The 25042-nt window shown below is 34.0% G+C and carries 24 protein-coding genes; 13 read left to right on the forward strand and 11 right to left on the reverse strand.

Features of this window, described 5'->3' with window-relative positions:
* Window positions 1-9: 9 nt before the first annotated feature.
* On the reverse strand, window positions 10-522 hold the full coding sequence (locus tag ACY2IJ_RS09200; RefSeq protein ID WP_476724068.1) for a gamma carbonic anhydrase family protein: 513 nt from the start codon (window positions 520-522) through the stop codon (window positions 10-12).
* Between the two features lie 56 nt (window positions 523-578).
* On the opposite strand from ACY2IJ_RS09200, the gene ACY2IJ_RS09205 reads away from it, so the two are divergent.
* Genes ACY2IJ_RS09205 through ACY2IJ_RS09215 form a run of 3 tightly spaced genes read left to right on the forward strand, consistent with a single transcriptional unit; the run spans window position 579 to window position 2606 of the window.
* Complete coding sequence (locus ACY2IJ_RS09205) at window positions 579-986, forward strand: BT0820 family HAD-type phosphatase (RefSeq protein ID WP_476724069.1); 408 nt, start codon at window positions 579-581, stop codon at window positions 984-986.
* 30 nt (window positions 987-1016) lie between these two features.
* Window positions 1017-1835 carry a type I methionyl aminopeptidase gene (gene map / locus ACY2IJ_RS09210; RefSeq protein ID WP_476724070.1) on the forward strand — a complete coding sequence of 273 codons (819 nt, stop codon included), beginning with the start codon at window positions 1017-1019 and terminating at the stop codon, window positions 1833-1835.
* Entirely contained in the window at window positions 1836-2606 is a 771-nt protein-coding gene (locus tag ACY2IJ_RS09215) for a class I SAM-dependent methyltransferase (RefSeq protein WP_476724071.1), read from the forward strand. It abuts the gene before it with no gap.
* Here the strand turns inward: ACY2IJ_RS09215 and ACY2IJ_RS09220 are convergent.
* Window positions 2603-3625 (reverse strand): FAD:protein FMN transferase, encoded by a 1023-nt coding sequence (locus tag ACY2IJ_RS09220; protein ID WP_476724072.1) that lies wholly within the window; start codon window positions 3623-3625, stop codon window positions 2603-2605. The two genes, ACY2IJ_RS09215 and ACY2IJ_RS09220, sit on opposite strands and share 4 nt — an antisense overlap.
* A gap of 63 nt (window positions 3626-3688) precedes the next feature.
* Here ACY2IJ_RS09220 and ACY2IJ_RS09225 point away from each other — a divergent pair, with 63 nt between their 5' ends.
* Together ACY2IJ_RS09225 and ACY2IJ_RS09230 are read left to right on the forward strand one after the other, a co-directional pair.
* The gene (locus ACY2IJ_RS09225) at window positions 3689-4534 is read left to right on the forward strand and encodes an OmpA/MotB family protein (RefSeq protein ID WP_476724073.1); all 846 of its coding nucleotides are present in this window, start codon (window positions 3689-3691) and stop codon (window positions 4532-4534) included.
* A gap of 150 nt (window positions 4535-4684) precedes the next feature.
* The gene (locus ACY2IJ_RS09230) at window positions 4685-5158 is read left to right on the forward strand and encodes a hypothetical protein (RefSeq protein ID WP_476724074.1); all 474 of its coding nucleotides are present in this window, start codon (window positions 4685-4687) and stop codon (window positions 5156-5158) included.
* Window positions 5159-5242: 84 nt separating this feature from the next.
* Here the strand turns inward: ACY2IJ_RS09230 and ACY2IJ_RS09235 are convergent, their stop codons facing one another.
* Genes ACY2IJ_RS09235 through ACY2IJ_RS09245 form a run of 3 tightly spaced genes read right to left on the reverse strand, consistent with a single transcriptional unit; the run spans window position 5243 to window position 8681 of the window.
* Window positions 5243-5983: a succinate dehydrogenase/fumarate reductase iron-sulfur subunit gene (locus ACY2IJ_RS09235; RefSeq protein WP_476726550.1), complete on the reverse strand. Its 741-nt coding sequence runs from the start codon at window positions 5981-5983 to the stop codon at window positions 5243-5245.
* Window positions 5984-5997: 14 nt separating this feature from the next.
* A complete protein-coding gene (locus ACY2IJ_RS09240; protein WP_476724075.1) occupies window positions 5998-8010 on the reverse strand; it encodes a fumarate reductase/succinate dehydrogenase flavoprotein subunit in 2013 nt (670 codons plus the stop codon).
* An 11-nt stretch (window positions 8011-8021) separates the two neighbouring features.
* The gene (locus tag ACY2IJ_RS09245) at window positions 8022-8681 is read right to left on the reverse strand and encodes a succinate dehydrogenase cytochrome b subunit (protein WP_476724076.1); all 660 of its coding nucleotides are present in this window, start codon (window positions 8679-8681) and stop codon (window positions 8022-8024) included.
* 463 nt (window positions 8682-9144) lie between these two features.
* On the opposite strand from ACY2IJ_RS09245, the gene ACY2IJ_RS09250 reads away from it, so the two are divergent.
* Complete coding sequence (locus ACY2IJ_RS09250; RefSeq protein WP_476724077.1) at window positions 9145-10143, forward strand: aspartate-semialdehyde dehydrogenase; 999 nt, start codon at window positions 9145-9147, stop codon at window positions 10141-10143.
* 65 nt (window positions 10144-10208) lie between these two features.
* Here the strand turns inward: ACY2IJ_RS09250 and gldC are convergent, their stop codons facing one another.
* The 4 genes from gldC to gldB all read right to left on the reverse strand — a co-directional run bounded on the left by gldC (window position 10209) and on the right by gldB (window position 12083).
* The gene (gene gldC / locus ACY2IJ_RS09255; RefSeq protein WP_476724078.1) at window positions 10209-10550 is read right to left on the reverse strand and encodes a gliding motility protein GldC; all 342 of its coding nucleotides are present in this window, start codon (window positions 10548-10550) and stop codon (window positions 10209-10211) included.
* A 79-nt stretch (window positions 10551-10629) separates the two neighbouring features.
* Entirely contained in the window at window positions 10630-10764 is a 135-nt protein-coding gene (locus ACY2IJ_RS09260) for a hypothetical protein (RefSeq protein WP_476724079.1), read from the reverse strand.
* A gap of 1 nt (window position 10765) precedes the next feature.
* A complete protein-coding gene (locus tag ACY2IJ_RS09265) occupies window positions 10766-11080 on the reverse strand; it encodes a YbjQ family protein (protein ID WP_476724080.1) in 315 nt (104 codons plus the stop codon).
* 40 nt (window positions 11081-11120) lie between these two features.
* On the reverse strand, window positions 11121-12083 hold the full coding sequence (gene gldB / locus ACY2IJ_RS09270) for a gliding motility lipoprotein GldB (protein ID WP_476724081.1): 963 nt from the start codon (window positions 12081-12083) through the stop codon (window positions 11121-11123).
* 60 nt (window positions 12084-12143) lie between these two features.
* Between gldB and nadE the strand changes: the two genes are divergently transcribed.
* From nadE to ACY2IJ_RS09295, 5 genes are all read left to right on the forward strand, one after another.
* Window positions 12144-12971, forward strand: a complete 828-nt coding sequence (nadE, locus tag ACY2IJ_RS09275) for an NAD(+) synthase (protein ID WP_476724082.1) — start codon at window positions 12144-12146, stop codon at window positions 12969-12971.
* 80 nt (window positions 12972-13051) lie between these two features.
* Entirely contained in the window at window positions 13052-13492 is a 441-nt protein-coding gene (locus ACY2IJ_RS09280; protein ID WP_476724083.1) for a cold-shock protein, read from the forward strand.
* A gap of 179 nt (window positions 13493-13671) precedes the next feature.
* Window positions 13672-14538, forward strand: a complete 867-nt coding sequence (locus tag ACY2IJ_RS09285) for a GLPGLI family protein (protein ID WP_476724084.1) — start codon at window positions 13672-13674, stop codon at window positions 14536-14538.
* 4 nt (window positions 14539-14542) lie between these two features.
* Window positions 14543-17257, forward strand: a complete 2715-nt coding sequence (locus tag ACY2IJ_RS09290) for a carboxypeptidase-like regulatory domain-containing protein (protein ID WP_476724085.1) — start codon at window positions 14543-14545, stop codon at window positions 17255-17257.
* A gap of 258 nt (window positions 17258-17515) precedes the next feature.
* Complete coding sequence (locus ACY2IJ_RS09295; protein ID WP_476724086.1) at window positions 17516-20170, forward strand: sialidase family protein; 2655 nt, start codon at window positions 17516-17518, stop codon at window positions 20168-20170.
* A gap of 56 nt (window positions 20171-20226) precedes the next feature.
* Here the strand turns inward: ACY2IJ_RS09295 and ACY2IJ_RS09300 are convergent, their stop codons facing one another.
* Window positions 20227-20994 (reverse strand): TIGR03915 family putative DNA repair protein, encoded by a 768-nt coding sequence (locus ACY2IJ_RS09300; RefSeq protein ID WP_476724087.1) that lies wholly within the window; start codon window positions 20992-20994, stop codon window positions 20227-20229.
* On the reverse strand, window positions 20995-22260 hold the full coding sequence (locus tag ACY2IJ_RS09305; protein WP_476724088.1) for a putative DNA modification/repair radical SAM protein: 1266 nt from the start codon (window positions 22258-22260) through the stop codon (window positions 20995-20997). It abuts the gene before it with no gap.
* 359 nt (window positions 22261-22619) lie between these two features.
* Between ACY2IJ_RS09305 and ACY2IJ_RS09310 the strand changes: the two genes are divergently transcribed.
* Together ACY2IJ_RS09310 and ACY2IJ_RS09315 are read left to right on the forward strand one after the other, a co-directional pair.
* Window positions 22620-23465: a LamG domain-containing protein gene (locus ACY2IJ_RS09310; protein WP_476724089.1), complete on the forward strand. Its 846-nt coding sequence runs from the start codon at window positions 22620-22622 to the stop codon at window positions 23463-23465.
* A gap of 3 nt (window positions 23466-23468) precedes the next feature.
* Window positions 23469-25037, forward strand: coding sequence for a sulfatase family protein (locus tag ACY2IJ_RS09315; RefSeq protein ID WP_476724090.1), 1569 nt, complete (start codon window positions 23469-23471; stop codon window positions 25035-25037).
* Window positions 25038-25042 lie beyond the last annotated feature (5 nt).

Here is a 25042-nt window from a genome sequence, read left to right on the forward strand (position 1 = left end):
GCCTTTGTATTATTCCTTATACCAACCTGAATATTTTACATAAGCATCGGAAATTCTGTGAACTTCTCCTTCTAAAAGTTCTTCATTAATATCTTTTATTTTTTTAGCAGGAGTTCCAGCATACACACTTCCAGATCTTACAATTGTGCCCTTAGTTACCACAGCTCCAGCAGCAATAATGGTATTAGATTCTAACACACAATCATCCATTACAATAGCTCCCATTCCTATAAGAACATTATCGTGAATTGTACAACCGTGTACAATAGCATTGTGTCCTACAGATACTGAATTCCCAATAGTTGTTGGCGACTTTTTATAGGTAGCATGAACTACTGCCCCATCTTGAATATTTACTTTATTCCCCATGGTAATTCGATGAACATCTCCCCTAATAACAGCATTGTACCACACACTACAATCATTCCCCATAGCAACCTCACCAATAATCACACAATTTTCTGCTAGAAAACAATTTTCCCCAAATTGAGGTTTATTTCCGTTTAATTCTTTGATAATCATCTTTAATTGTTTTAATCAAAAGTAAATAATTGTAATATTGTAAAAAAGAATAAAACGTGTCAATTCCAAATCATCAAACCATTATTGCTGTAGATTTTGACGGAACCATTGTTAAAGATGAGTATCCCAAAATTGGACCTCCTCAACTTTTTGCTTTTTCTACATTAAAAAAAATGCAAGAAAATGGATATCGATTAATTCTTTGGACCTTAAGAGATGGTAAAAAACTAAATGAAGCGGTAGAATTCTGTAAACAAAATGGTGTTGAGTTTTATGCGGTAAACAAAAATTATCCCGAAGAAATTGTAGACAATAATAGCATCCGAAAAATACACGCAGATCTATTTATTGACGATAGAAATATTGGTGGTTTTATAGGTTGGGGAAAAATTCATCAACTCCTTTTTAGTGAAGATGCAATAGAAGAACCTAAAAAGAAAGGATTCTTTGGTTTCTTTAAATAATGCTATCTTTGCACCTCATAAAACAGGAATATGATTGTTATTAAAAGCCCAGAAGAAATAGAATTGATGCGAGAAAGTGCATTAATTGTATCTAAAACATTAGGAATGTTAGCCAAAGAAGTAAAACCTGGAGTTACCACACTAGCGTTAGACAAAATGGCTGAAACCTTTATTAGAGATCATGGAGCTGTTCCTGGTTTTTTAGGCCTGTATGATTTTCCTAATACTTTATGCATGAGTCCTAATGAGCAAGTTGTACACGGAATACCCAACAACACACCTCTAAAAGATGGAGATATAATTTCTATAGACTGTGGTGCTTTAAAAAATGGCTTTTATGGAGACCATGCTTACACATTTCAAGTAGGAAATGTAGCTCCTGAGGTAAAAAAACTATTAGACATTACCCAACAAAGCTTGTATGTAGGTATAGAACAATTTAAAGCAGGAAACCGTGTTGGAGATGTTGGTTATGCCATTCAAGAATTTACCGAAGACCACGGATATGGTGTAGTAAGAGAACTTGTTGGACACGGATTAGGAAGAGAAATGCACGAAGACCCACAGATGCCAAATTACGGAAAACGTGGTAGAGGTAAAAAATTTGTTGATGGTATGGTCGTTGCTATTGAACCTATGACTAACATGGGAACTAAAGACATTATTCAACTAAACGATGGTTGGACCATTTTAACAAAAGACAACAAAGCCTCAGCTCATTTTGAACATGATGTAGCCATTATAAACGGAAAACCTGAAATACTATCTACATTTAAATACATAAACGATGCTTTAGGTATTGTTACCAATATTGAAGACAAATACAGAATTACACCTTACGGGGCTTAAATGAATTTGTTTAAAACTATATTAAATGTAATTCCAAGACCTTGGCTAATTAAGGCTAGCTATGCTGCTAAGCCTTTTTTAAATTTATATTACAAGGGCAACAACTTTACAGACCCTATTAACGGAAAATCGTATCGTAAATTTTTACCTTATGGTTATGAACACCAACGTGAAAATGTATTAGCTCTCGGAACTTTGTCTTTAGAAAGGCACAGACTATTGTGGTTATATTTAAATCATCACACCCATTTTTTTAAACAACCTCTAAAAGTATTACACGTTGCTCCTGAGCAATGTTTTTACAAACTCTTTAAAAATCAAAAAAATTTAGAATACACAACTACTGATTTATTTTCTCCCTTAGCCGATGTAAAGGCTGATATTTGCAACTTGCCTTTTGCAGACAATTCTTACGATGTTGTTTTTTGCAATCATGTATTGGAACATATTGTAGAGGATACAAAAGCAATGTCTGAATTGTACCGAGTTTTAAAACCTGGTGGATGGGGTATTTTTCAAGTTCCACAAGACGTTAGTAGAACAACTACTTACGAAGACTTTAGCATTACCGACCCTAAAGAAAGACAAAAACATTTTGGCCAATACGACCATGTACGAATTTATGGGTTAGATTATTTTAAACGACTTGAAAACGTAGGTTTTAAGGTGCAACAATTTAAAACAGTCGAACATTTTTCTAAAACTGATATTTTAAAATATGCGTTGATGAAAAATGAAATTCTTCCTATAGCAATCAAACCTAATTCCTAGTCTTTAAATTCTAAATTAGAGCTGGAAAATGTTTTGACTTCATCGTTTTCTAAATACACCAAAAACACTTTCATTTTAGGGAAATTAGCAGCAATTTTTTTCGCTTTCTCAAAACCCATTGCCATAAAAGCCGTTGCATAAGCATCTACCTCGGCACAACTGGTGGGAGCAATTACAGAAACACTCAACAAATCTGTTTCTGCAGGAGAACCCGTTTTGGGATTTAGAGTATGAGCTATTTTCTTTCCGGTAACCTCATCAATTCTAAATTTCCTATAATTACCAGAAGTTGCTATAGACTCATTTGCTAAACGAGTAATTTTTTGTAAGCTTCTTGAACCATCAAAATTAGGTTCTTCGATTCCTACAGTCCAATACTCCCCTTTGCTATTTTTACCTCTTGCTCTAATTTCACCTCCAATTTCTACCAAGTAATTTTCAATCTGCTTGCTTTCTAAAAACAACCCTAGTACATCTACACCATATCCTTTTGCAATGGCATTAAAATCAATATAAATTTCTGAGGATGATTTTTTAACCGTATCAAAGCTAATACTCATTTTATCAAACCCTACATAATTCATTAAACTATCTACCTGTTTTTGGGTTGGCTCTTGCTTAATTTTAACAGGACCAAACCCCCAAGCGTTTACCATTTTACCCACTGTGGGGTCAAAATACCCATTTGTATTTTTATACACCTCTTTTGCCAAAACAAATACATTTTTAAAGTGCTCATCTACTTTAGAACTTGTTAATCCTTCATTTAGCTGACTAATAATGGAATTAGAATGGTAAGTAGACATTGAACTATTAATTTTTTTAAACAATGAATCTATACTTTGGCCTAAATTTTGATTGTTTTTATCTGAATATTTGATATGGAAGGTGGTTCCGAAGACATTTCCTTGAAGTTTTAAATATTCAGCCTTTTTATGTTTACAACTAACAATTAAAAAAAATAAACAGAACACAAATAATTGTGTTTTTAATAATTTTTGGAGATTAGATAGGTACATATAAAATAGGTTTTTAGTAGAAAGTTATTATATTTGTTTAAACAAAAATACAATTTATAGACCATGAAAAAAGTTTTGATATTAATCGTTTCAGTTTCTTTAGTTGCAACATCATGTGTATCTAAGAAAAAGTATACAGATTTACAAGCTGAACAAGCAGCATTACAAGACAAATTAGCTTCTTCTCAAAAAGATTTATCTGCTTCTAAAGTAGATTTAGGAAAAGCTGACAATCAAATCGCTTCTTTACAAGATAGAATTAAATTCTTAGAAAAAGGAAACGAAAAGTACTTAGAAAATGTTGACAACTTGATTGCAGTATCTAAATCGGCTACTGAAAACATGAGAGAAACATTGTCTCAATTACAACAAAAAGATGACTACATTAAGTACATCAAAGAAGCAAACTCTAAAAAAGATTCAATCAACTTAGCTGTTGCTTTCAACTTAAAGAAAATTTTACCTAACGGTTTAAATGATGAAGACATTTCTGTAAACATTGAAGGTACTAAAGTATTTATCTCTATCGCAGATAAATTATTATTCAACTCAGGATCTTACAGAATTTCTAAAAGAGCAGAAGCTATTTTAAAGAAAGTAGGTACGGTTGTTAACGAATACCCTAACATGGATGTTATGGTAGAAGGTCATACTGATGACAAATTAGTTAAAGAAGGTGCTGCTATTAAAGACAACTGGGACTTATCTGTACAACGTGCTGCTGCTGTAGTTCGTGAGTTACAAACTAAGTACGATGTTTTACCATCTAGATTAATTGCTGCTGGTAGATCTCAATACGCTCCTGTAGTAGAAAACAGTACAGCTGCAAACAGATCTAAAAACAGAAGAACAAAAATTATCATCATGCCTAAGTTAGATGAGTTTTTTGAATTATTAGATGCTGAATAATTAAAAGGATTATAATCATTTTAAAAAGCCTGCTGTAAAAACAGCAGGCTTTTTTATGTGTATATACTTCGCTTTAAAGCCCTAAAACAAGGTATATACAAATCATCTGAAAAATTAAAATATAGAGTATAATCAACCTGCTTTTATTTTATGAAAAATGAATTCATCGAACTAAAACACATAGAACTTGAAATTCTAAATAATAGAACGCATCACTTTAGAAGCTTTATTGATCAATATTTCTGTTATAAGCACAATTATATTACAAAATCTGGTAAGGCAAATTGGTCTAAAATTCCCTGGAATGAATATGTATCTATTGAAGCTAACAAAACTCGTAATAAAAAATTAGTCGTTGAGAAAGAACATATAATACCTTTAAATGTAATTGAGAAAAAACTACTTGAACTAGGAAATAAAGTCACTACAGAAAGTATCAAAACAATCTTAGATAAGTATGTAAAATTTGCTACTATAACAAAAATTGAAGATCAAAAACTAAACAACAAAGGTTTGAAAAGCAAAATGCCAAATGAATTTTATGACCCAAAACACAAACTTTATAAAGATTTATTTGCCCGATATAAAATAGCTAAAATTGAACTAATAAAATCTAAACCTTAGATTTTATTAAAAGAAGTATAAAAAAAAGAGTGAGCGATTTAAAATCGCTCACTCTCTTAATTTTTACAATACTTAAAAGTATACTTATATGTTTGCTTTCAAGAATTCACGGTTCATACGAGCAATGTTGTCTAAAGAAATTCCTTTAGGACATTCAACCTCACAAGCTCCTGTATTGGTACAGTTACCAAAACCTTCAGCATCCATTTGTGCCACCATGTTTCTAACACGATCTGCAGCCTCTACTTGTCCCTGAGGTAACAAAGCGTATTGAGATACTTTTGCACCCACAAACAACATAGCAGATGAATTTTTACATGTAGCTACACAAGCTCCACATCCAATACAAGTTGCAGCATCCATTGCCTCATCAGCAGCATGCTTAGAAATTGGTAAAGCGTTTGCATCTTGTGTGTTACCAGAAGTATTTACAGAAATAAATCCTCCTTGGTGTTGAATTCTATCAAAAGCAGTACGGTCTACTACTAAATCTTTAATTACAGGGAAAGCTTTTGCACGGAAAGGCTCTATGTAAATAGTATCTCCGTCTTTAAACTTACGCATGTGCAACTGACAAGTTGTAATACCTCTATCAGGTCCATGAGCTTCACCATTAATATATAAAGAACACATCCCACAAATTCCTTCACGACAATCGTGATCAAATGCGATAGGCTCTCCTCCTTCATTAATTATCTGTTCGTTTAATACATCTAACATTTCTAAGAAAGACATATCTGGAGACACATTGCTAATGCTATAGTCTACCATTTTACCTTCATCGTTGGCTCCTTTTTGTCGCCAGATTTTAAGTTTTAAGTTCATATCCATAATCTTTCTTATTTGTATGATCTCGTTTTTAATTCGATATCGTTAAACTCTAATTGTTCTTTATGTAAAACTGCATCAGCAGGTTCTCCTTTGTATTCCCAAGCAGATACAAAAGCAAAGTTTTCATCATCACGTTTTGCTTCTCCTTTTTGAGGACCTTCAGTTTCAGCAGACTCTTCACGGAAGTGACCTCCACAAGATTCTTCTCTTACCAAAGCATCTTTTGCAAACAATTCTCCTAATTCTAAGAAATCTGCTACACGTCCAGCTTTTGCCAATTCTTCGTTATAAGTATCTGCAGATCCTGGAACTTTAACATCTTTCCAGAATTCTTCTCGCAATGCTTTAATTTCAGCCATAGCTTCTGTTAAACCTTGTGCGTTACGAGCCATACCCACTTTGTTCCACATAATTTTTCCTAAACGTTTGTGGAAATGATCCACAGATTTAGTTCCATTATTATTTACAAAGAAATTAATTTGTTCTTTTACTGATTTTTCTGCTTCTTCAAACTCAGGTAAATCTGTTGGAATTTTTCCTGTTCTAATATCATTAGATAAATAATCACCAATAGTATATGGTAATACAAAATATCCATCTGCCAAACCTTGCATTAATGCAGAAGCTCCTAAACGGTTAGCACCGTGGTCAGAGAAGTTTGCTTCTCCAATACAGTAACATCCAGGAATGGTTGTCATTAAGTTGTAATCTACCCAAGTACCACCCATTGTGTAGTGAACTGCAGGATAAATCATCATAGGAGTTTCGTATGGATTCTCATCTACAATTTTATCGTACATCTGGAACAAGTTTCCATATTTAGCTTTTACAACCTCTTTTCCTAACTTATCTACTTTCTCTGCAGAAGGATTGTGATCTCCATGAATTAAAGCTTGCTCTCTTCCGTAACGCTTAATTGCATCCGCAAAATCTAAATAAACAGCTTCTCCTGTAGCATTTACTCCAAAACCAGCATCACAACGTTCTTTAGCTGCACGAGAGGCAACATCACGAGGTACTAAGTTTCCAAATGCAGGATATCTTCTTTCTAAGTAGTAATCTCTTTCGTCTTCTGATAAATCCGTAGGTTTTTTCTTACCTTCTCTTATTGCTTGCGCATCTTCTAATTTAGCAGGAACCCAAATACGTCCATCGTTACGTAAAGATTCAGACATCAATGTTAATTTAGACTGATGATCTCCCGAAACTGGAATACATGTTGGGTGAATTTGTGTATAACAAGGGTTTGCAAAATACGCTCCTTTTTTATGGATTTTCCATGATGCAGAAACATTAGAACCCATTGCGTTTGTAGATAAAAAGAATACGTTTCCGTAACCTCCTGATGCAATTACTACTGCGTGTGCAGAATGTCTTTCTATTTCCCCAGTAACTAAGTTACGAGTAATAATTCCTCTTGCTTTTCCATCTACCAAAACAACATCCATCATTTCGTGACGGTTGTACATTTGAATTTTTCCACGACCAATTTGACGGTTCATAGCAGAATATGCTCCTAATAACAATTGTTGTCCTGTTTGTCCTTTTGCGTAAAAAGTTCTAGATACTAATACCCCTCCAAAAGAACGGTTGTCTAACAAACCACCGTAATCACGAGCAAAAGGTACACCTTGTGCTACACATTGGTCAATAATATTTGCAGAAACCTCAGCCAAACGATATACGTTCGCTTCACGAGCACGGTAATCTCCTCCTTTTACAGTATCGTAAAACAATCTGTAAGTAGAATCTCCATCTCCTTGGTAGTTCTTTGCAGCGTTAATACCTCCTTGAGCAGCAATAGAGTGTGCTCTACGAGGTGAATCTTGATAAGCAAATGCCTTTACGTTGTAACCTAACTCAGCTAAAGTTGCAGAAGCAGAACCTCCTGCCAAACCTGTACCTACAACAATAACATCTATATTACGTTTGTTTGCAGGGTTTACTAAGTCGATATGATTTTTATAATTAGTCCATTTATCAGCGATAGGACCTTGTGGTACTTTAGAATCTAATGCCATAGTTTAATGTCTTAGTGTTGATTGAAATGGTGGAACAAAGCAATAATGATAAATCCTACAGGAATACCAATTGCATATATTTTTGATACAGTCTCTAATTTAGCAGCACGCTTAGCACTCATTCCGCTAGATTGGAATGCAGATTTAAATCCGTGTAACAGGTGCAATGCTAAAAATGCGAAAGCAGCTACATAAGCTCCTGTTCTTACAGGACTGTGAAATTTTTCTACCAATTCGTGGTAATATCTATTAGGATCTGTTGGCAAATGTGCAATGTACTTGTGGTTAATTTCTGGAAACCAAAAATCAATAAAGTGCAATACAATAAAGGCTAAAATTGCCAAACCTGAATAAATCATGTTTCTACTTACCCAAGATGAATTTGCAGCCCCATTATTTTTTACGTATTTAACACTTGCTTGCTTGTTACGAGCTTCTAAAATGAATCCCATTACAAAGTGAAAAACTACCCCAAAAATTAACACTGGTTGTAATGCAAATTGTACTGCTGGGTTAGTACCCATAAAATGAGATAACTCATTAAACACATCAGCACTAAAAATAGATGTTAAGTTAATTGCAAAATGTTGCAACAAAAAAAACATTAAAAAGAAAGCAGAAGCAGCCATTGCTACTTTCCTTCCAATCGAAGAAGATAAAACTCCACTCATTATGTTATAGATTAATTTTGTTAATAAACGATAACAAATTTAAACCATTTGAATGATTAACACATGACATTCGTCATTTTAGGCCTTAATTTAGATAGATTACAAGGAAAAATTTAAAGAATTATCAAATCTCTAATTTTGATAAAAAATTTTAACACCCAATTAGAGCCATTTCTACGTATTTAATAAAAACATGAAGCTAGATTTTCTAAAAACTTAAATAGAGTAGTCTTTATTTTAACTTTTCTTAGTTTCTAACTTAAAATCTTAAAAATAAAATTCAACCAACTATTTTACAATTAGTTAACTCTAGTATTCGTTTATTTTTTTAGTAAAAAGTAAAAATTAGATAAAATTTTAACAAATCTGTTTTATTTTAAGCCTAGCATTATTTTACACCCCACATTTTTAGCATATTTGCAATCTTAAATTTTAAACAACTCGAAATTAAAACAATATAAATATGAAAGTAGCAGTAGTAGGAGCTACCGGAATGGTAGGAACGGTAATGTTAAAAGTATTAGCAGAAAGAAATTTTCCTGTAACAGAATTAATTCCTGTTGCATCGGCACGTTCTGCAGGTAAACAATTAGAATATAAAGGTAAGAACTACACCGTAGTAACTTTAGAAGATGCTGTTAAAATGAATGCAGACGTTGCTTTATTTTCTGCTGGTGGTGATACTTCTTTAGAATGGGCTCCAAAATTTGCTGCTGCTGGAACAACAGTTGTAGATAACTCATCGGCATGGAGAATGGATCCTACTAAAAAATTAGTAGTACCAGAAATTAACGGTGATGTGTTAACTGCTGAAGATAAAATTATTGCCAACCCAAACTGTTCTACCATACAGTTAGTAATGGCTTTAGCTCCTTTACACAAAAAATACAAAATGAAGCGTTTAATTGTTTCTACTTACCAATCTGTTTCTGGAACAGGAGTTGCAGCTGTTAGACAATTAGAAAACGAACAAAACGGAATTACTGACGGAGAAATGGCTTACAACTATCCTATTAACCGTAACGCAATTCCTCATTGTGATGTTTTTATGGAAAACGGATACACTAAAGAAGAAATGAAGTTAGTTAAAGAACCTAAGAAAATTTTAGGTGATGATTCTTTTGCTGTTACAGCAACTGCAGTTAGAATTCCTACTGCTGGTGGACATTCTGAAGCTGTAAACGTAGAGTTTGCTAATGATTTTGACTTGGCTGAAGTTCGTGCTATTTTAGAAGCAACTCCTGGTGTAATTGTACAAGATGATTTGGCTAATAACATTTATCCAATGCCTGCTTTGGCTCACGATAAAGACGAAGTTTTTGTAGGACGTATTCGTAGAGATGAATCTTTACCAAACACATTAAACATGTGGATTGTTGCTGACAACTTACGTAAAGGTGCAGCTACCAACACTGTTCAAATTGCAGAATATTTAGTAGAAAAAGGGTTATTACCTGCTTAAAAAAAGCACAATAACACAAGCATAAAAAAATACCCAAGTTTAAAACTTGGGTATTTTTTTGTTTCTTATTTTTTATCCTCTAATTCTAATTTCTCTGCAAAATATTCGCAAAAATCTCGCATTGTTGCAGACATTTTTTCATCATTTGTTGCTCTTTCAAAAGTATCTGCCATTTGCACCAATGTTTGATGAAAAAACACCTTCATTTCATCTACTGGCATTTTTTTTGTCCATAAAGGCAAATACAATGTTTCTTTTGCTTTGGCATCCCATACCGATAATAAAGTAGCCTTTGCTTCATCTTTAGACACGCCACCATCGGTTGCAGACCATTTTATACTTTCTGGAATTTTATTCTCATCCAATCCTATTTCAAACTCTATTTTTGATTTATGTGCTACTGCCATCTTCGTTTATTTTTGGTGTACAAAGATAAAGAATTTGTTCTCCATAAAGTTTAGGAATAAAATCAAATTGTAAGCTTACTTAATTGTCTCTTACTTCGTAATCTTCTTTACCTCTGTTTTTTATTTTCTGAATTAGTAAATAAATAATGATTCCTACCGAAACCATGAGTAAAACAAAATAGAACATAAGCATTAAAAACCCCAATTTGTCCATTCTATTTTAGTTTTACAGCTGTTCCATATGCTAAAATTTCTGAAGCTCCTTGAGTGATTGTAGAAGTGGTTAGTCTAACATTTACAATGGCATCTGCTCCTATTCTTTTTCCATCGTTAATCATTCTTTGTAAAGCTTGTTCTCTAGAATGTCCTTGTAATTTGGTGTACTCATCTAACTCTCCCCCAACAAAGTTTTTTAACCCTGCCATAAAATCACTAGCTACACTTTTGGCTCTTACTGTGCTTCCTCTTGCAATTCCTAAAATTTCTACAATCTCTTTGTTTGGAATTGTTTCTGTAGTTGATATAATCATAGTTTTTGTTTTAAAAATACAAATTATGAATTACATCCTATTATTTTTTTCGAGGTTTAAAACCTGATTGATTTAATAACATTTGAGCTTCTAATTTCATTAATTCCTCAGGAGAAATATCATGTTTATCCATATATGATTTTACAATTTGCAAGCCCATATATTTGCCTATTTCTCCTGGAGAGTCTTTATCAATAGTGGTATAAAATTTAGAAAATGGTGCTACATCTATAAAACGTTGTTTTAGTTTGCTATTGTTGTTATATAACAATTCATTTTTTATAAAATAACTCCACACCGAAACTTCATTATTTTGTGCCCATTTCATTTTTTGAGCAGTATACCCTAACAAAGTTTCGTCCAATGCATTGGGGACATATAACTTTGCTATGTATATTTTTTTTCCTTCAAAAATTATTTGTCCTAAGAAAGTTCTATCTCTTGTAAATTTATATTTTGATTCAATAATTTTTTTAGCCACCTCTGTAACCATATGTTTAGGTGTAAAAGTTTGAGTTAAATAAGTAGGATATGCTGCATAAACCTCATGGTTTTTCCCTAAAAACATATCTAAAGAAATCAACAACAAACCATTGGCATACAAAACTCTATCTTGATAAGAAACCCCTGTTAAATCGGTTACTACAACAGGAGTTTTAAAATCTTTTTGATAAAACTTAACATGCTGAAACAAACTTTCTAATTCCTTTTTCTGAACGCTAAAATCTCCATAAACCTTATTCACCTCTTTGTACAAAAATTGCTGCAATGTATCGTTCATTCTATTTACCACAATACTATCTGGCATTTGAGCAGGAAACATATACGGATACTCTTTTTTTAGTTTCCCTAAATCTTTAGGTGTTGCAGTAAATAAAGCTTTGTGAAACAAATCAAACTGTACCGTTACCTTTACTTTGCTAATTTCTAGCTCTTTTTCCGATTTAGATTTACAACAAAATAGCAGAAATGTAACCAACAATAGACACATCCATTTTTTCATACAGTACAAGATTTTTAAGTAAATTTGTGAGAACAGGAACAAAAATAACAAATAAGCAACATGGAAACTCAAAAGATAGCTGAACATATTATTACATGGTTAAAAAACTATGCTAACAAAGCCGGTGTTAAAGGTTTTGTAGTAGGTGTTTCTGGTGGAATAGACTCTGCTGTAACCTCTACATTGTGTGCTAGCACAGGATTACCTACTGTTTGCGTAGAAATGCCTATTCATCAGCATCCAGACCAAGTAACTAGAGCTCAAGAACATATTACACAATTAAAACAACGTTTTACAAATGTTTCTGATGAGCGTGTTGATTTAACAGAAAGCTTTGAAACCTTTAAAAAGGCGGTTCCTAGTTCTGAAAACAACGATGTTTTAAACCTAACTTTAGCCAATACAAGAGCAAGACTACGAATGACCACTTTATACTACATTGCTGGTTTACACAGTAGTTTAGTTGCAGGAACAGGAAACAAAGTAGAAGATTTTGGTGTTGGTTTTTACACCAAATATGGTGATGGTGGTGTAGATGTAAGCCCCATTGCAGATTTAGTTAAAAGTGAAGTTTTTGCTTTAGGAGCTTATTTAAAAGTTCCAGAAGCTATACAAAATGCTGCTCCTACCGATGGATTGTTTGGAGATAGCCGCACAGATGAAGATCAATTAGGAGCTAGTTACAACGAATTGGAATGGGCCATGAAAAAACAAGAACAAGGTGCTAATGTTACAGACTTTGAAGGTAGACAAAAAGAAGTGTTTACCATTTACACAAGACTAAACACTATTAACCAACATAAAATGCAACCAATTCCTGTTTGTGAAATTCCAAAAAATTGGAAACAGCAACTTTTTAAAGAAAATCTGCCCAAAAACGATAAATAGATTTAAGATCTATCTTTTATTGGCTTAGTATTTATATCTTTCGCAAATACGATAATCATTTTTTAATTTAAAGAAAGTAGATGGCAGAAAGTTTCGAAAAAAAAGAACGAGAAAAGAAGAAAGCAAAAAAACGTAAAGAAAAAGCACTCCGTAAGGAACAGCAAAAAGAGTCTGATCAAAAAACGGCTGAATTTATGTATATGGGGCCTGATGGGCAATTAACAACCGAGAAACCAGACCCAACAATTCAGAAAGAAGAAGTCTCTTTGAGTGACATTCATATTAGCACTCCTAAAAAAGAAGATTTAGAACAAGAAGACCCTGTTAAAATTGGAATTGTAAACCATTTTAACACAGATAAAGGGTATGGGTTTATAGACCAAAAAGAAACAGGGCAAAGTTTTTTTGTGCATATAAACAATATTGAAGGGACTATTAAAGAAGGAAACAAAGTTTCTTTCGAAACAGAACAAGGAGCTAAAGGTATGGTGGCTGTAAAAGTTAAATTATTTGTGGCTTAAGCCATATATAATTTAATTATTATTTTTAAAAATAATCATATCACAAACAAACAGTTAATCAACTGTTTAACATCATCAAAATAACTTTTACATTAGTTTGTAAAAGTTATTTTCTTTTTTATAAAACTTTCTTCACAATTAAAGGTCAAACCAAACATATACCATAAAAATTAGATCTTATGACCTTTTTATTCAAAAAACATACTATTGTCCTTACCTGTATCATGCTAATGATAGGTGGTTCTTTATTTGCTCAACAAAACTTTCAAGGTAAAGCTTACTACTTTTCCAACACAAGTATGGATATGAGTAGGTTTGACAATCCTGATTTTAGCGAAGAACAAAAAAAACGAATTCTGGAACGTATGAAAAATATGTTTCAAAAAAAATTCGTTTTATCCTTCAACCAAACAGAATCAATCTATAAAAAAGAAGAAAAATTAGAAGCACCTACACAAGGTGGAAACGGAGGACGTGGTGCTAGATTTGGAGCAATGATGAGTGGTGCTACCGATGGAGATCGATACAAAAACATTCAATCACAAGAAATGTTAAAAGATGCAGAACTTTTAGGAAAAAAATTCTTAATCAAAGATGATTTAGAAAAATTAGAATGGAAAATGACAGGTGAAACCAAAAACATTGGACAATACACTTGTTTTAAAGCAACTGCAAAAAGAACGGTTAAAGAAGTAAGAACCCCTGGACCACCCCCAAGAGGAAACAATAAAGACAAAGAACCTTCTGCACTACCAGAAAAAGAAATTACCGTAACCGCCTGGTACACAATGCAAATCCCTGTAAGTCACGGTCCTGATGTATATTGGGGATTGCCAGGTTTAATTTTAGAGGTAAATGCTGACAAAACCACTATTTTATGTTCTAAAATTGTGTTAAACCCTGAAGATAAAATCAACATAAAAAAGCCAACTAAAGGAAAAGAAATTTCTGAAAAAGAATATGCAGAACTTGCAGAAGAAAAATTTAACGAAATGAGAGAAAACTTTAGAAGAGGTAGAGGACAGAATTCAGCTAGAAGAAGATAACCCTATGAAAAAGAATTTATTTTTTCTATTGCTGTTTATAACAACAATAGGATTTTCTCAGGTAAAAGTACAGGGAATTGTAAAAGACAGCATCCAAGAGCCTATGGTCTTAGCAAATGTGGTGGCTATAGATCAAAGTACTAAAATGCTAGATTCTTACAGCATGACCAATGATGAAGGTTATTACAAACTAAATTTAAAATCTAACACAACCTACACGTTGCAAGTAAGTTATATTGGTATGAAAACCAAAGAATTTACCCTAACGACAACCAATGCAGACGTACAACAAGATTTTATTTTAGAAGCAGACAATCAATTAGATCAGGTAGAGTTGGTTTATGAAATGCCTGTGGTTGTAAAAGGCGATACCTTAATATATAATGCCGACTCTTTTTCTAACAAAACCGATAGAAAACTAGGAGATGTATTAAACAAATTACCTGGAGTTGCTGTAAATGATGACGGAGAAATTGAGGTAGACGGAATTGCTGTACGAAAAGTAATGGTTGAAGGAAAAGATTTTTTTGATGGAGATTCTAAGTTAGCCACACAAAACATTCCTGCCAATGCTTTGGATAAAATTGAAGTGTTAAAAAATTACGATGAAGTAAACCAGTTACGAAGCGTAAGAAATAACGATGAAAGTATTGCCATTAACATACGATTAAAAGAAGGAAAAAAGAACTTTTGGTTTGGAGAGGTAACTGCAGGTACTGGCTTAGATGGTCGTTACTTGGCACATCCTAAACTTTTTTACTACAGCCCCAAATACAGTTTAAATGTAATTACTGATTTGAACAATATTGGAGAAGTTCCTTTTACAAGAAGAGATTATTTTAAGTTTACAGGTGGTTTTAGAGGCTCTAACAGAAATAGCGGAACCGAGTTTAATGTAGAGTCTACAGACATCGGTTTCTTAACTATGCAAAACAATAAAGCCAAAGAAATAGACACCAAATTTGCAGCAGGAAACTTTAACTACTCTCCTACCAAAACTTGGGATTTAAGCGGATTTGCTATTTACTCTGGTAATGAAACCGAAATTGCACAAAATAGCTCTAAAACCTATGCCGATGGATTTAACCAATCTGATGAAACTACGGTAAGTAATACCACTCAAAAATCAGACTTAGGATTGTTTAAGTTGAGTTCAAAATACATTCCTAACAGTAGCAATCATTTAGATATTGATTTGTTTGCTAAAATATCTAAGCAAAGCGAGTACAACGATTTTTATTCTTCTATACTTCAAAATATAGATGAAAACCAAGGTCAAAATCCTTTTACCTTAAATCAAAATTTAAATTATTACTACACCTTAAACGAAAAGAACATTTTTGCGGTAGAGGTTCAAAATTTAATTCAAGATGAAGATCCTTTTTACCAAGCCATTTTAGAAAGCAACAACAACACCTTTAAATTTGCTGATGTTTTAGGATTAAATAACACACAAGCCAGCTACAATTTACAGCAAGACAAACGTGTAAAAACAAATAAGTTAGATGCCAAAGCAGATTACTGGTATGTGTTAAATGACAAGAGCAACATCAATCTAACCTTAGGAGGGATGACAAGTACACAACGTTTTAACTCTGAAATTTTTCAGATTTTAGACAACGGAGATATTTATACATTAGACAATACCCAAGGAAATATTGATGTTACCAACGATGTAACCTACCACTTTAAAGATGCTTACACAGCATTACAGTACACCCTTAAAGAAGGTATTTTTACATTTAGACCTGGAGTTTCTGTGCATTTGTATGATACCGAAAACAAACAATTTGGTACTGACACAAAAGATACATTTGTACGCTTTTTACCATCGTTCAATACACTTATCCAATTAAAAAAATCGGAGACCTTAACCTTTAATTACACCATGAAAAACACGTTTACAGACATAAATCAATTGGCAGAAGGTTATGTATTTAACAATTACAACTCTTTATTTTCTGGAAATAGCGAATTGGAAAACTCATTAACTCATAATTTAAGTTTGCGTTTTTTTAGTTTTAATATGTTTAATTATACAAACATTAATGCAACAGTTAACTATAGCAAACGTATAGATCAAATTAGAAATATTACGCAACCTATAGAAGGGAGTACCAACCAAACCTCTAGCCCGTTTAACTCTAATTTTGATGATGAATCTGTTAGTTTTAACGGACGTATAGAAAAAACAGTTTGGGATATTAAAGGAAGTTTGGGAGCCAATGTATCGTACAGTAAATTCAACCAGTTTATTACCGATCCTGTAACCAATGAAGATGAAGTAAACGTAAACGAGTCTTTAACACAAACATACAATACAAAATTCAATACCAATTTTGACAAAGCTCCAAATTTTGAAATAGGATACAGTGTAAAAATAAACCAATACAACCAAGGAACAGGAGACACTACGTTTTATACGCACAGTCCGTTTATTAACATGGATGCTTATTTTTGGGATGGCTTTTTATTCACAACAGATTACACGTATTCTAACTATCAAAACCAAGATAGAACGTTAAACAAATACAACTTTTTAGATGCTAGTTTGTCTTATCAAAAAGAAGATAGCAAATGGGAATACAAACTGTCTGCTACCAACTTGTTAAACAACAAATCTTTAAACACAGATACCATTAACAATACATTTACCAGCACTAGTGAGTATTTTGTACAACCCAGATATGTGGTCTTTAGTGTAAAATACAATTTGTAAAAAAACACCTTTTCAAACTCAAACCCTTCTTATAGCAATATAAGAGGGGGTTTGTTTTTTTATAGATAAATAACTACACATAAAACAAAGCTCTATTGTTTTCCTAACACACCTAAAAAGCTACTTTTCGGAAACGATTTCATGAATAAAATGTAGATTTTATACTAGACTTTTACTAGATTCTACAACTTCTTTAAAAAGAAGAATATATATTTTGATAATATAGCACTACAAACATTTTTTGTAAATCATTTAACAATGAAAAAACATTTATTCAATTCGTTAATACTAACGATGATTTTGCTTATTAGCCAAAATCTATGCTCACAAAACCAAGCTCCTGTAGAAGGACACTGGAGACAAGTAGCTCCAGGAATGGCAGGAAGCAACAGAGCCATTTATGCAGACAGCAAAAACCCCAACAAACTTTGGGTGGCTCCCGACATGGGAAACGATTACATTACGCTTGATGCAGGAAAGCATTGGGAAACCATTGTACCTACAAATGGAATATGGACAAAACGCAATACGTTAAGCGATGTCTGTGTAGTCAGTGATCCAAAAGACAACCAAATTGTATTAAGTTTAAAAGGAAAATTCATCAACTTAAGTACAGATGGAGGCTACAACTTTCATAAAATAGCATCTTATAAAAAAGGAACCGGTCCTAAGTCTAGTTTATACACAGCGTATCCACATCCAACAGAAAAAGATACTTGGTATCTAGGTTGTGGACTAGACAATAAAGAAGTCCGAACAGGTGTCACCCCTAACCCATTAAAAGGGATTCATCAAAACGAAAGCAAAGTGTGGAAAGTAACCCACATCAGTTCTAACAAAAGAAGTATAGAACCTGTAGACGGAACAGGAATGGAAGCGGCAACAGCTGTGTTTGATTTGTTTGCGCATCCAGATGTAAAAAAGTATCCTAATATGTTGTTCGCAGCCACTTCTACAGGTTTTTACCGAAAAGACAATGCTGCTACCAACTGGGTAAAACTTATAAATGGTGCTACCAAAGCAGATTACAATTGGGACAAAAACTCCCAAACATTAACAGTATATGTGCTGCAACAAGCCACTTACCAGCTACAAGACGACAATTTGGTTTCCAAAGGTGGGGTATTTAAAACCACCAAACCTGCCACAATAACTGCAAGCAACACATGGGAAAACACCTCTGAGAGTTTGTATATTGACCTAACACAAACCAAAGTACAACGACAACTTTTTGATTGGATGCTCAAAAAATGGTTTGGCCTAACGCACAAAACTAGCACACAATACCCTACTTCATTTTTTCAGAACTATACAGATATTTTATGCGACCCTACCAATGCAGAAAAAGTATACATGTCTGTATGGGGAGGTTCTGAAAACAAACCTGTACGTGGTCCCGTTTGGACAACTACCAACGGAGGAAAACAATGGTTTGCTGCCTTTAGAGCGGGAGTTGGTTTTGACAAAGATGCTTATTGGAAAAACAAACAACCCCATCATACAGGTAGAAATGTGGATTTGCAAATTCACAAAAAGAAATTTCCAGACCATTGGAGATACGGTCGTAGAGCCGTACGTTCTATGGCCATTACTGCGGACGGAACACTGTACGCATCTTCTGTAAAAGGATACTACACTGCTATCTACAACGCAGAAAAGGACCAATGGACTAGTGCAGATAACACTTACAAAGACGGATACTATTACGGACATGGAAATGCAGATACAGGAGCATTTAATGTAGTACCCGACAAACATCATCCTAGTGAAATGTTTTTGTTGCAATACGAATTGTCTGCATGGAAATCGTCTAACAATACGCATCCTGAATATCCTGGAATTGTAGGCGTAAAACCAATTCCAGCACTCATCGACAAAGGAAAAAAATGGGCTCCAGGACAACCGTTTAATACCCCTACCACCGTAGCCAATCATCCCACAGATCCTTCTATATTTTACGTGATGTCTTCTCGTACAGGTGAGGTGATGAAAATTAGCGAAAACGGTCAGAAAAAAGAAATTATGGGCGAGCCTATTGAAGTGCCTGATATCATTATTGTTCCTAAAATGAAAGTGGTTTATTGGTCCGACTTAACCATTGTCAACGGTGGAAAAACCATGTATGCCGTTGCTGAAATCATAGATACAGACAACAGACCCATGGGACAAGTACGTATCTTTAATCCAAAATCTAGAAAAGGGTTGTACAAATCTTTAGACGAAGGAAAAACATGGACCTGTGTAAACAACAATTTACCCACTACAGCAGGCGGACGTAAAAAAAACGTGATATATGGTACCAACAGTGCTGCCATTAAATCATTTGTTATGGATCCTGCAAAAGAAAACATATTGTATGCAGCAGTAAGAAAATACAGAGCCCCTCAAGGCAAATCCGGTTGGGTGCAAGGAGGTTTGTTTAGAACGGAAAATGGTGCGCAACAATGGTCAGAAATAAAAATTCCGAATGGCATTCAATCTGTTTGGGATGTTTGGTTACAACACAAAAACGGAAAACCTAGCAAAATTTATATTACTGCAGGTGGAGACGGAAGTGTTGCCGATGTAGGTATAGGAGGTGTTTGGGTAGCCGATTACAAAGCCAATGGAAAGTACAAAACCTCTAGTTGGAAACAGATTTTTGATCAACATCCTTTTGTCTCTCATATTGCAACCAGTCCTTTTGACGAGAATTTGATGATGATTGTTACTAGAGAAACATCAAGCAATCACAAAAAAGATGCAGGAACTTTTTACAGCACCGATGGTGGAAAACACTGGACAAAATTCAACCAAGGTAGAGGAGGTATGATGATTGGTGGTGTTGCATTTGATTCGGGAACTCCCAACCGAGTGTGGGTAGCTTGTGAATCTTCTGGAATTTATACCGCTTTACTACCCTTGTCTAACTAAAAATTGTAATTACACAAATAGCAAAGCTCTGTTAATAACTAACAGAGCTTTTTCTATTAAGGCTGTTTTTCACTTAAATATTTCCAATAACGTTTAGGCACATGTTGTACGTGTAGTTTGGTGTTTTTTCTAGACTCAATATTGGTACTTTTAAAATAATCTTTCCACAATTGTTGAAACTCCAGTTCTATAGGAGCAAAAATTTCATCAGAAGTTTGTGTGGGGTCAAAATTGGAATTGAATTCTAAATGGATAATTTCTACTTTATGTAAATCGTAAAACAATCCGTAATTTCGTTTCCAATCGTAAATAACCCATTGCTGGTCTGCGTATCTATTTTTAAAGTGATTGCTAATCAACGAAAGCACATCAAAGTCTGGTGATATAACAGCAAAATACACCCCGTCTTTGGTAAGTTTAAAGCGCACAAAAGCTTCCATTCTATGTTTTTCCCTTCCTACACTCTTGGCCAATTTGCTAATTTTTAACACAGCAGGATGCCCATAATCCAGCCCTACATTTTCTTTAGAGGCGAGAATATACTGAACGGCTTGTAAAATAATGTTTTCAACTCCTTGAGTTTCACTTAAAAAAGCCGCGTACAACTTATAGGTTGCTTTATTTTTGGTTTTCTCTTTTAATTTTTTCCAGACCCTGTCCGCTTTGTCCTTGTCACTCATCACGTGCAAAGCTTCTCCAAACAAAACTTGTTGCTGCTGGTGTTGTTTCTGTATAACAATGTCTTTGAGTTTCAACTCATACACAGTAAAAACAACGGTTAAAAGTCCGTCAAAAGTAGCATCATATGTAACCGTCTGAATCATTTAAGCACCAAATAAAGAAAGCTGATTGTTAAAATTACTACGGTATTTACTTGTAGATTGCTGCTGAATAAGTCCTTTTATTTGATGAGCAGTTAAATCTTTTCTTTCGAATTTACTAGAAGCACAAGTCATAAAATACTGAGCTCTGTTAAGGGCAATTCCCAACTTTTTTAAATGCTCCCTATTTAAATTTCTATGTTTTCTGGCTTGTAAAATTTTAGCAACAGAAGTCATCCCCACCCCAGGGATTCTTGCCAACATTCTTTTATCGGCTTTGTTTACATCCACAGGAAATTCGTGCAAATTTCTTAATGCCCAGCTAAGTTTAGGATCAATGTCTAAATCTAAAAACTGATGCTGTTCGTTTACAATTTCATCGATCTCAAAACCATAAAAACGATACAGCCAATCTGTTTGATACAATCTATTTTCTCTCATCACAGGAACGGGAGTGCCAATTTGTGGCAATCGATGATCATGGCTGATGGGAATGTATCCAGAATAATACACACGTTTCATTCCGTATTTTTTGTACAAAAAATTAGAGGTTTTCATAATCTGTAGGTCGTTTTCTCCTGTAGCTCCAACTATCATTTGGGTACTTTGTCCTGCGGGTGCATATTTGGGAGTGCTTTTGATTATTTTTCGTTCCGATTGGTACTGAATAATTTCGTTTTTAACCTTCTGCATAGGTTTTAAAAAATCAGCCTGATTTTTATCGGGAGCTAACAACTTTAGCCCTTGTTTGGTTGGTATTTCAATGTTCACACTCAACCGATCTGCATACAAACCCGCCTCTCTCATCAGCTCATCACTTGCTCCTGGTATGGATTTAAGATGAATATATCCGTTAAAGTTTTCTTCCAACCTCAGCTTTTTAGCCACCGCTACCAAACGCTCCATGGTATAATCGGCATTTTTAAAAATTCCCGAACTCAAAAACAGCCCTTCTATATAGTTTCTTCTGTAAAAATTCAGAGTCAAATCAACTACTTCTTGCACTTTAAAAGCTGCTCGTTTGATATCATTACTACTGCGTGTTACACAATAAGCACAATCAAAAATACAGTGATTGGTTAACAATATTTTTAGCAACGACACACAACGTCCATCTTGAGTATAGGTATGGCAAATTCCAGATTTAGAAGCATCTCCCAACCCTTTGTTTTTATTCTTTCGGTTGCTACCGCTAGAAGAACAAGAGACATCGTACTTAGCAGCATCGGCCAAAATTTTTAATTTTTCTTGAATACGATCAAAAGACATAGTAATGAATGTTTTAATTGTTTAAAATTAAAACTTACAAGTGCAACCTACTCACACAGGTATTTTTTTCTGATATTTAGAAAGGCTATAAATTTTATTAGGTTTTTTTATAAAAATCTTGATAAGCGTTTCTGTATTCAAAAAGAAGACTTCTTTCTGTTTTTCTAAATATCATCACTAGCTATTTTTAAACATCTTTTCTTTTCAATTGTCATACACTATGCTAAATAGTTTGTTTTCTAACACTAGATTTTAACCTAACAAAACAATTGTCTTATAAGATGAGACTTATGTAGTCCATATTTAGATATTGTATTTATAAATTCGAAATTATTAACGATGACAAATTATAAGAAATCATGATAAAAAATGCAGTATGGATCGCACTCTTTTGTTGCCTAACTAGCTTACAAGCCCAACCTCCTAAAATAGAAGGAAAGGAATGGAAAAAAGTAAAAGCATTGAGCGATGAGTTCAATGGCAAAAAAATAAACACTAAAAAATGGAACATAGAACCTTCAGAGCACTATGAGTTGCGATGGATGGGACGTGCTCCTGCCTTATTTCAAAAAGAAAGTTTTTCTATAGGCGATGGTTATTTGCGTATTGAAGTAGGAGAATTAGACAACCCTGTAACCTTAGGAAAATCAACCTACAAATACCACGGAGGAATTTTACGTTCGTACAAAAAAACCAACATTGGGCATTATTACGAGTGTAGAATGAAAATGAACAAAACCGAAATGGGGGGTGGTTTTTGGTTGTGTCACCAAGGGACATGTGAACAAAAACACGAAATTGACATTACCGAATCTGTAGGAGTGTTAACAAAAAACACACACAAATGGGCACATGACTGGGATCGCATCATGCACTCAAACGCCATTCATAGAGGAACAGCTTGTAACAAATCGGTAAGAGATCAAAAAGCGAAGTACTTGGATGTAAAAAATCATGAAAAATTTTATACCTATGGATTTTACAGAAAAAGCGAAACAGAATTGTTGTTTTATTTAGACGGTGAATATGTTTACACACTAACCCCGCCTGTACCTTTTGATCAAGATTTAATTTTGCAATTTTCTATAGAAGCCTATGATTGGAATCCGATTCCAGAAAAAGGCAGCAAAGTAGCTACAGGAACCAAAGACGAAAGAACCACCTTAGTGGATTGGATTAGAGTTTACGAATTGAAGAACAACTAAAAAATGAAAAAAATAGCATTCCTATGCTTGGCAATACTATCTTTTAGTTATGTGCAAGCAAAGAAAAAACCCAACATTATTTTCATCATGTCAGACGACCATGCAGCACATGCGATTGGAGCTTATGGAGGACGATTATCTAGTTTAAATCCTACTCCAAACTTGGACAAACTAGCAGCAAATGGTATGCGTTTTACCAATGCGTTTTGTAACAATTCTATTTGTACTCCAAGTAGAGCCTCTATTATTAGTGGCCAATACCCACAGACAAACGGAGTGTTAGACCTAGATCACAAATTAGATACCGACAAACAGTACTTACCTATAGAAATGAAAAAACTAGGATATAGCACGGCTATGGTAGGAAAATGGCATCTAAAAAATGAACCCGTAAATTTTGATTATTACAAAGTATTGCCTGGACAAGGAAAATATTTCAATCCTTCTTTTTTAGAAAAAGGAAAGGGTACTTGGCCTAAAAACAAAGTAAAAACAAAAGGGCATTCAAGTGATGTTATTACAGATATTACAATAGATTACTTAAAGAATAGAGACAAAAAAAAGCCATTCTTTTTGATGCATCATTACAAAGCACCACACGATTTGTTTGAATATGCCCCACGTTACGAAGATTATTTGGCAGATACAGAAATACCAGAGCCTTCTAGTTTATACTATCAACCTAATTGGGGATCTGAGGGAGTGAGAGGAATCAACGATTCGCTAAAAACTTACATCGGAACCTCAGTTTCTGACCGTCATATGTACCGCAACTACAACTGGATGCTAAATGGTGGTAAGTACAAAGGACAAGAATCTGCACACCAAGGATACCAAACCTATATGAAACGTTATTTACGCTGTGTAAAAGGTGTGGATGACAATTTAGGTCGTTTGTTTGACTATTTAAAAAAAGAAGGTTTGTGGGAAAATACGGTCATCATCTATACTGGAGACCAAGGAATGATGTTGGGAGAACACGATTTGCAAGACAAGCGTTGGATGTATGAGGAATCTATGCGCATGCCTTATATTGTTCATTATCCAAAAATGATCAAACCTCAACAGGTTTCTGATTTGCTTATCAACAATACAGACTATGCTCCTACGATGATTGAATTGGCTGGAGGAAAAACTCCAGACTACATGCAAGGAAAAAGTTTCATCAACACCTTAAAAGGAAAAGAAGAAAAAAACTGGAGAGAAACTACGTATTACCGTTATTGGATGCACATTATTCACCACTATGTACCTGCTCATTTTGGAGTACGTTCTAAAGACTACAAGTTGATTTTTTACTATGGAAAACATTATATGGATCCATCAGAGTTTAAAAATCACTACTGGGGAAAACAATACTATGGTATAGACAGAGAAACACCTCACACTTGGGAGTTTTATGATTTAAAAAACGATCCACAAGAATTGCAAAACCAATACAACAATCCAAAATACAAAGAAGTAATTGCCAAACTAAAGCAACAACTTAAACAACAACGCATAGACCTGAACGAAACAGACAAAAATTATCCTGAAATTCAAGCTATTGTTAACAAGTATTGGGAGGATTAATGCTA

The organism is Wenyingzhuangia gracilariae, assembly GCF_056387575.1.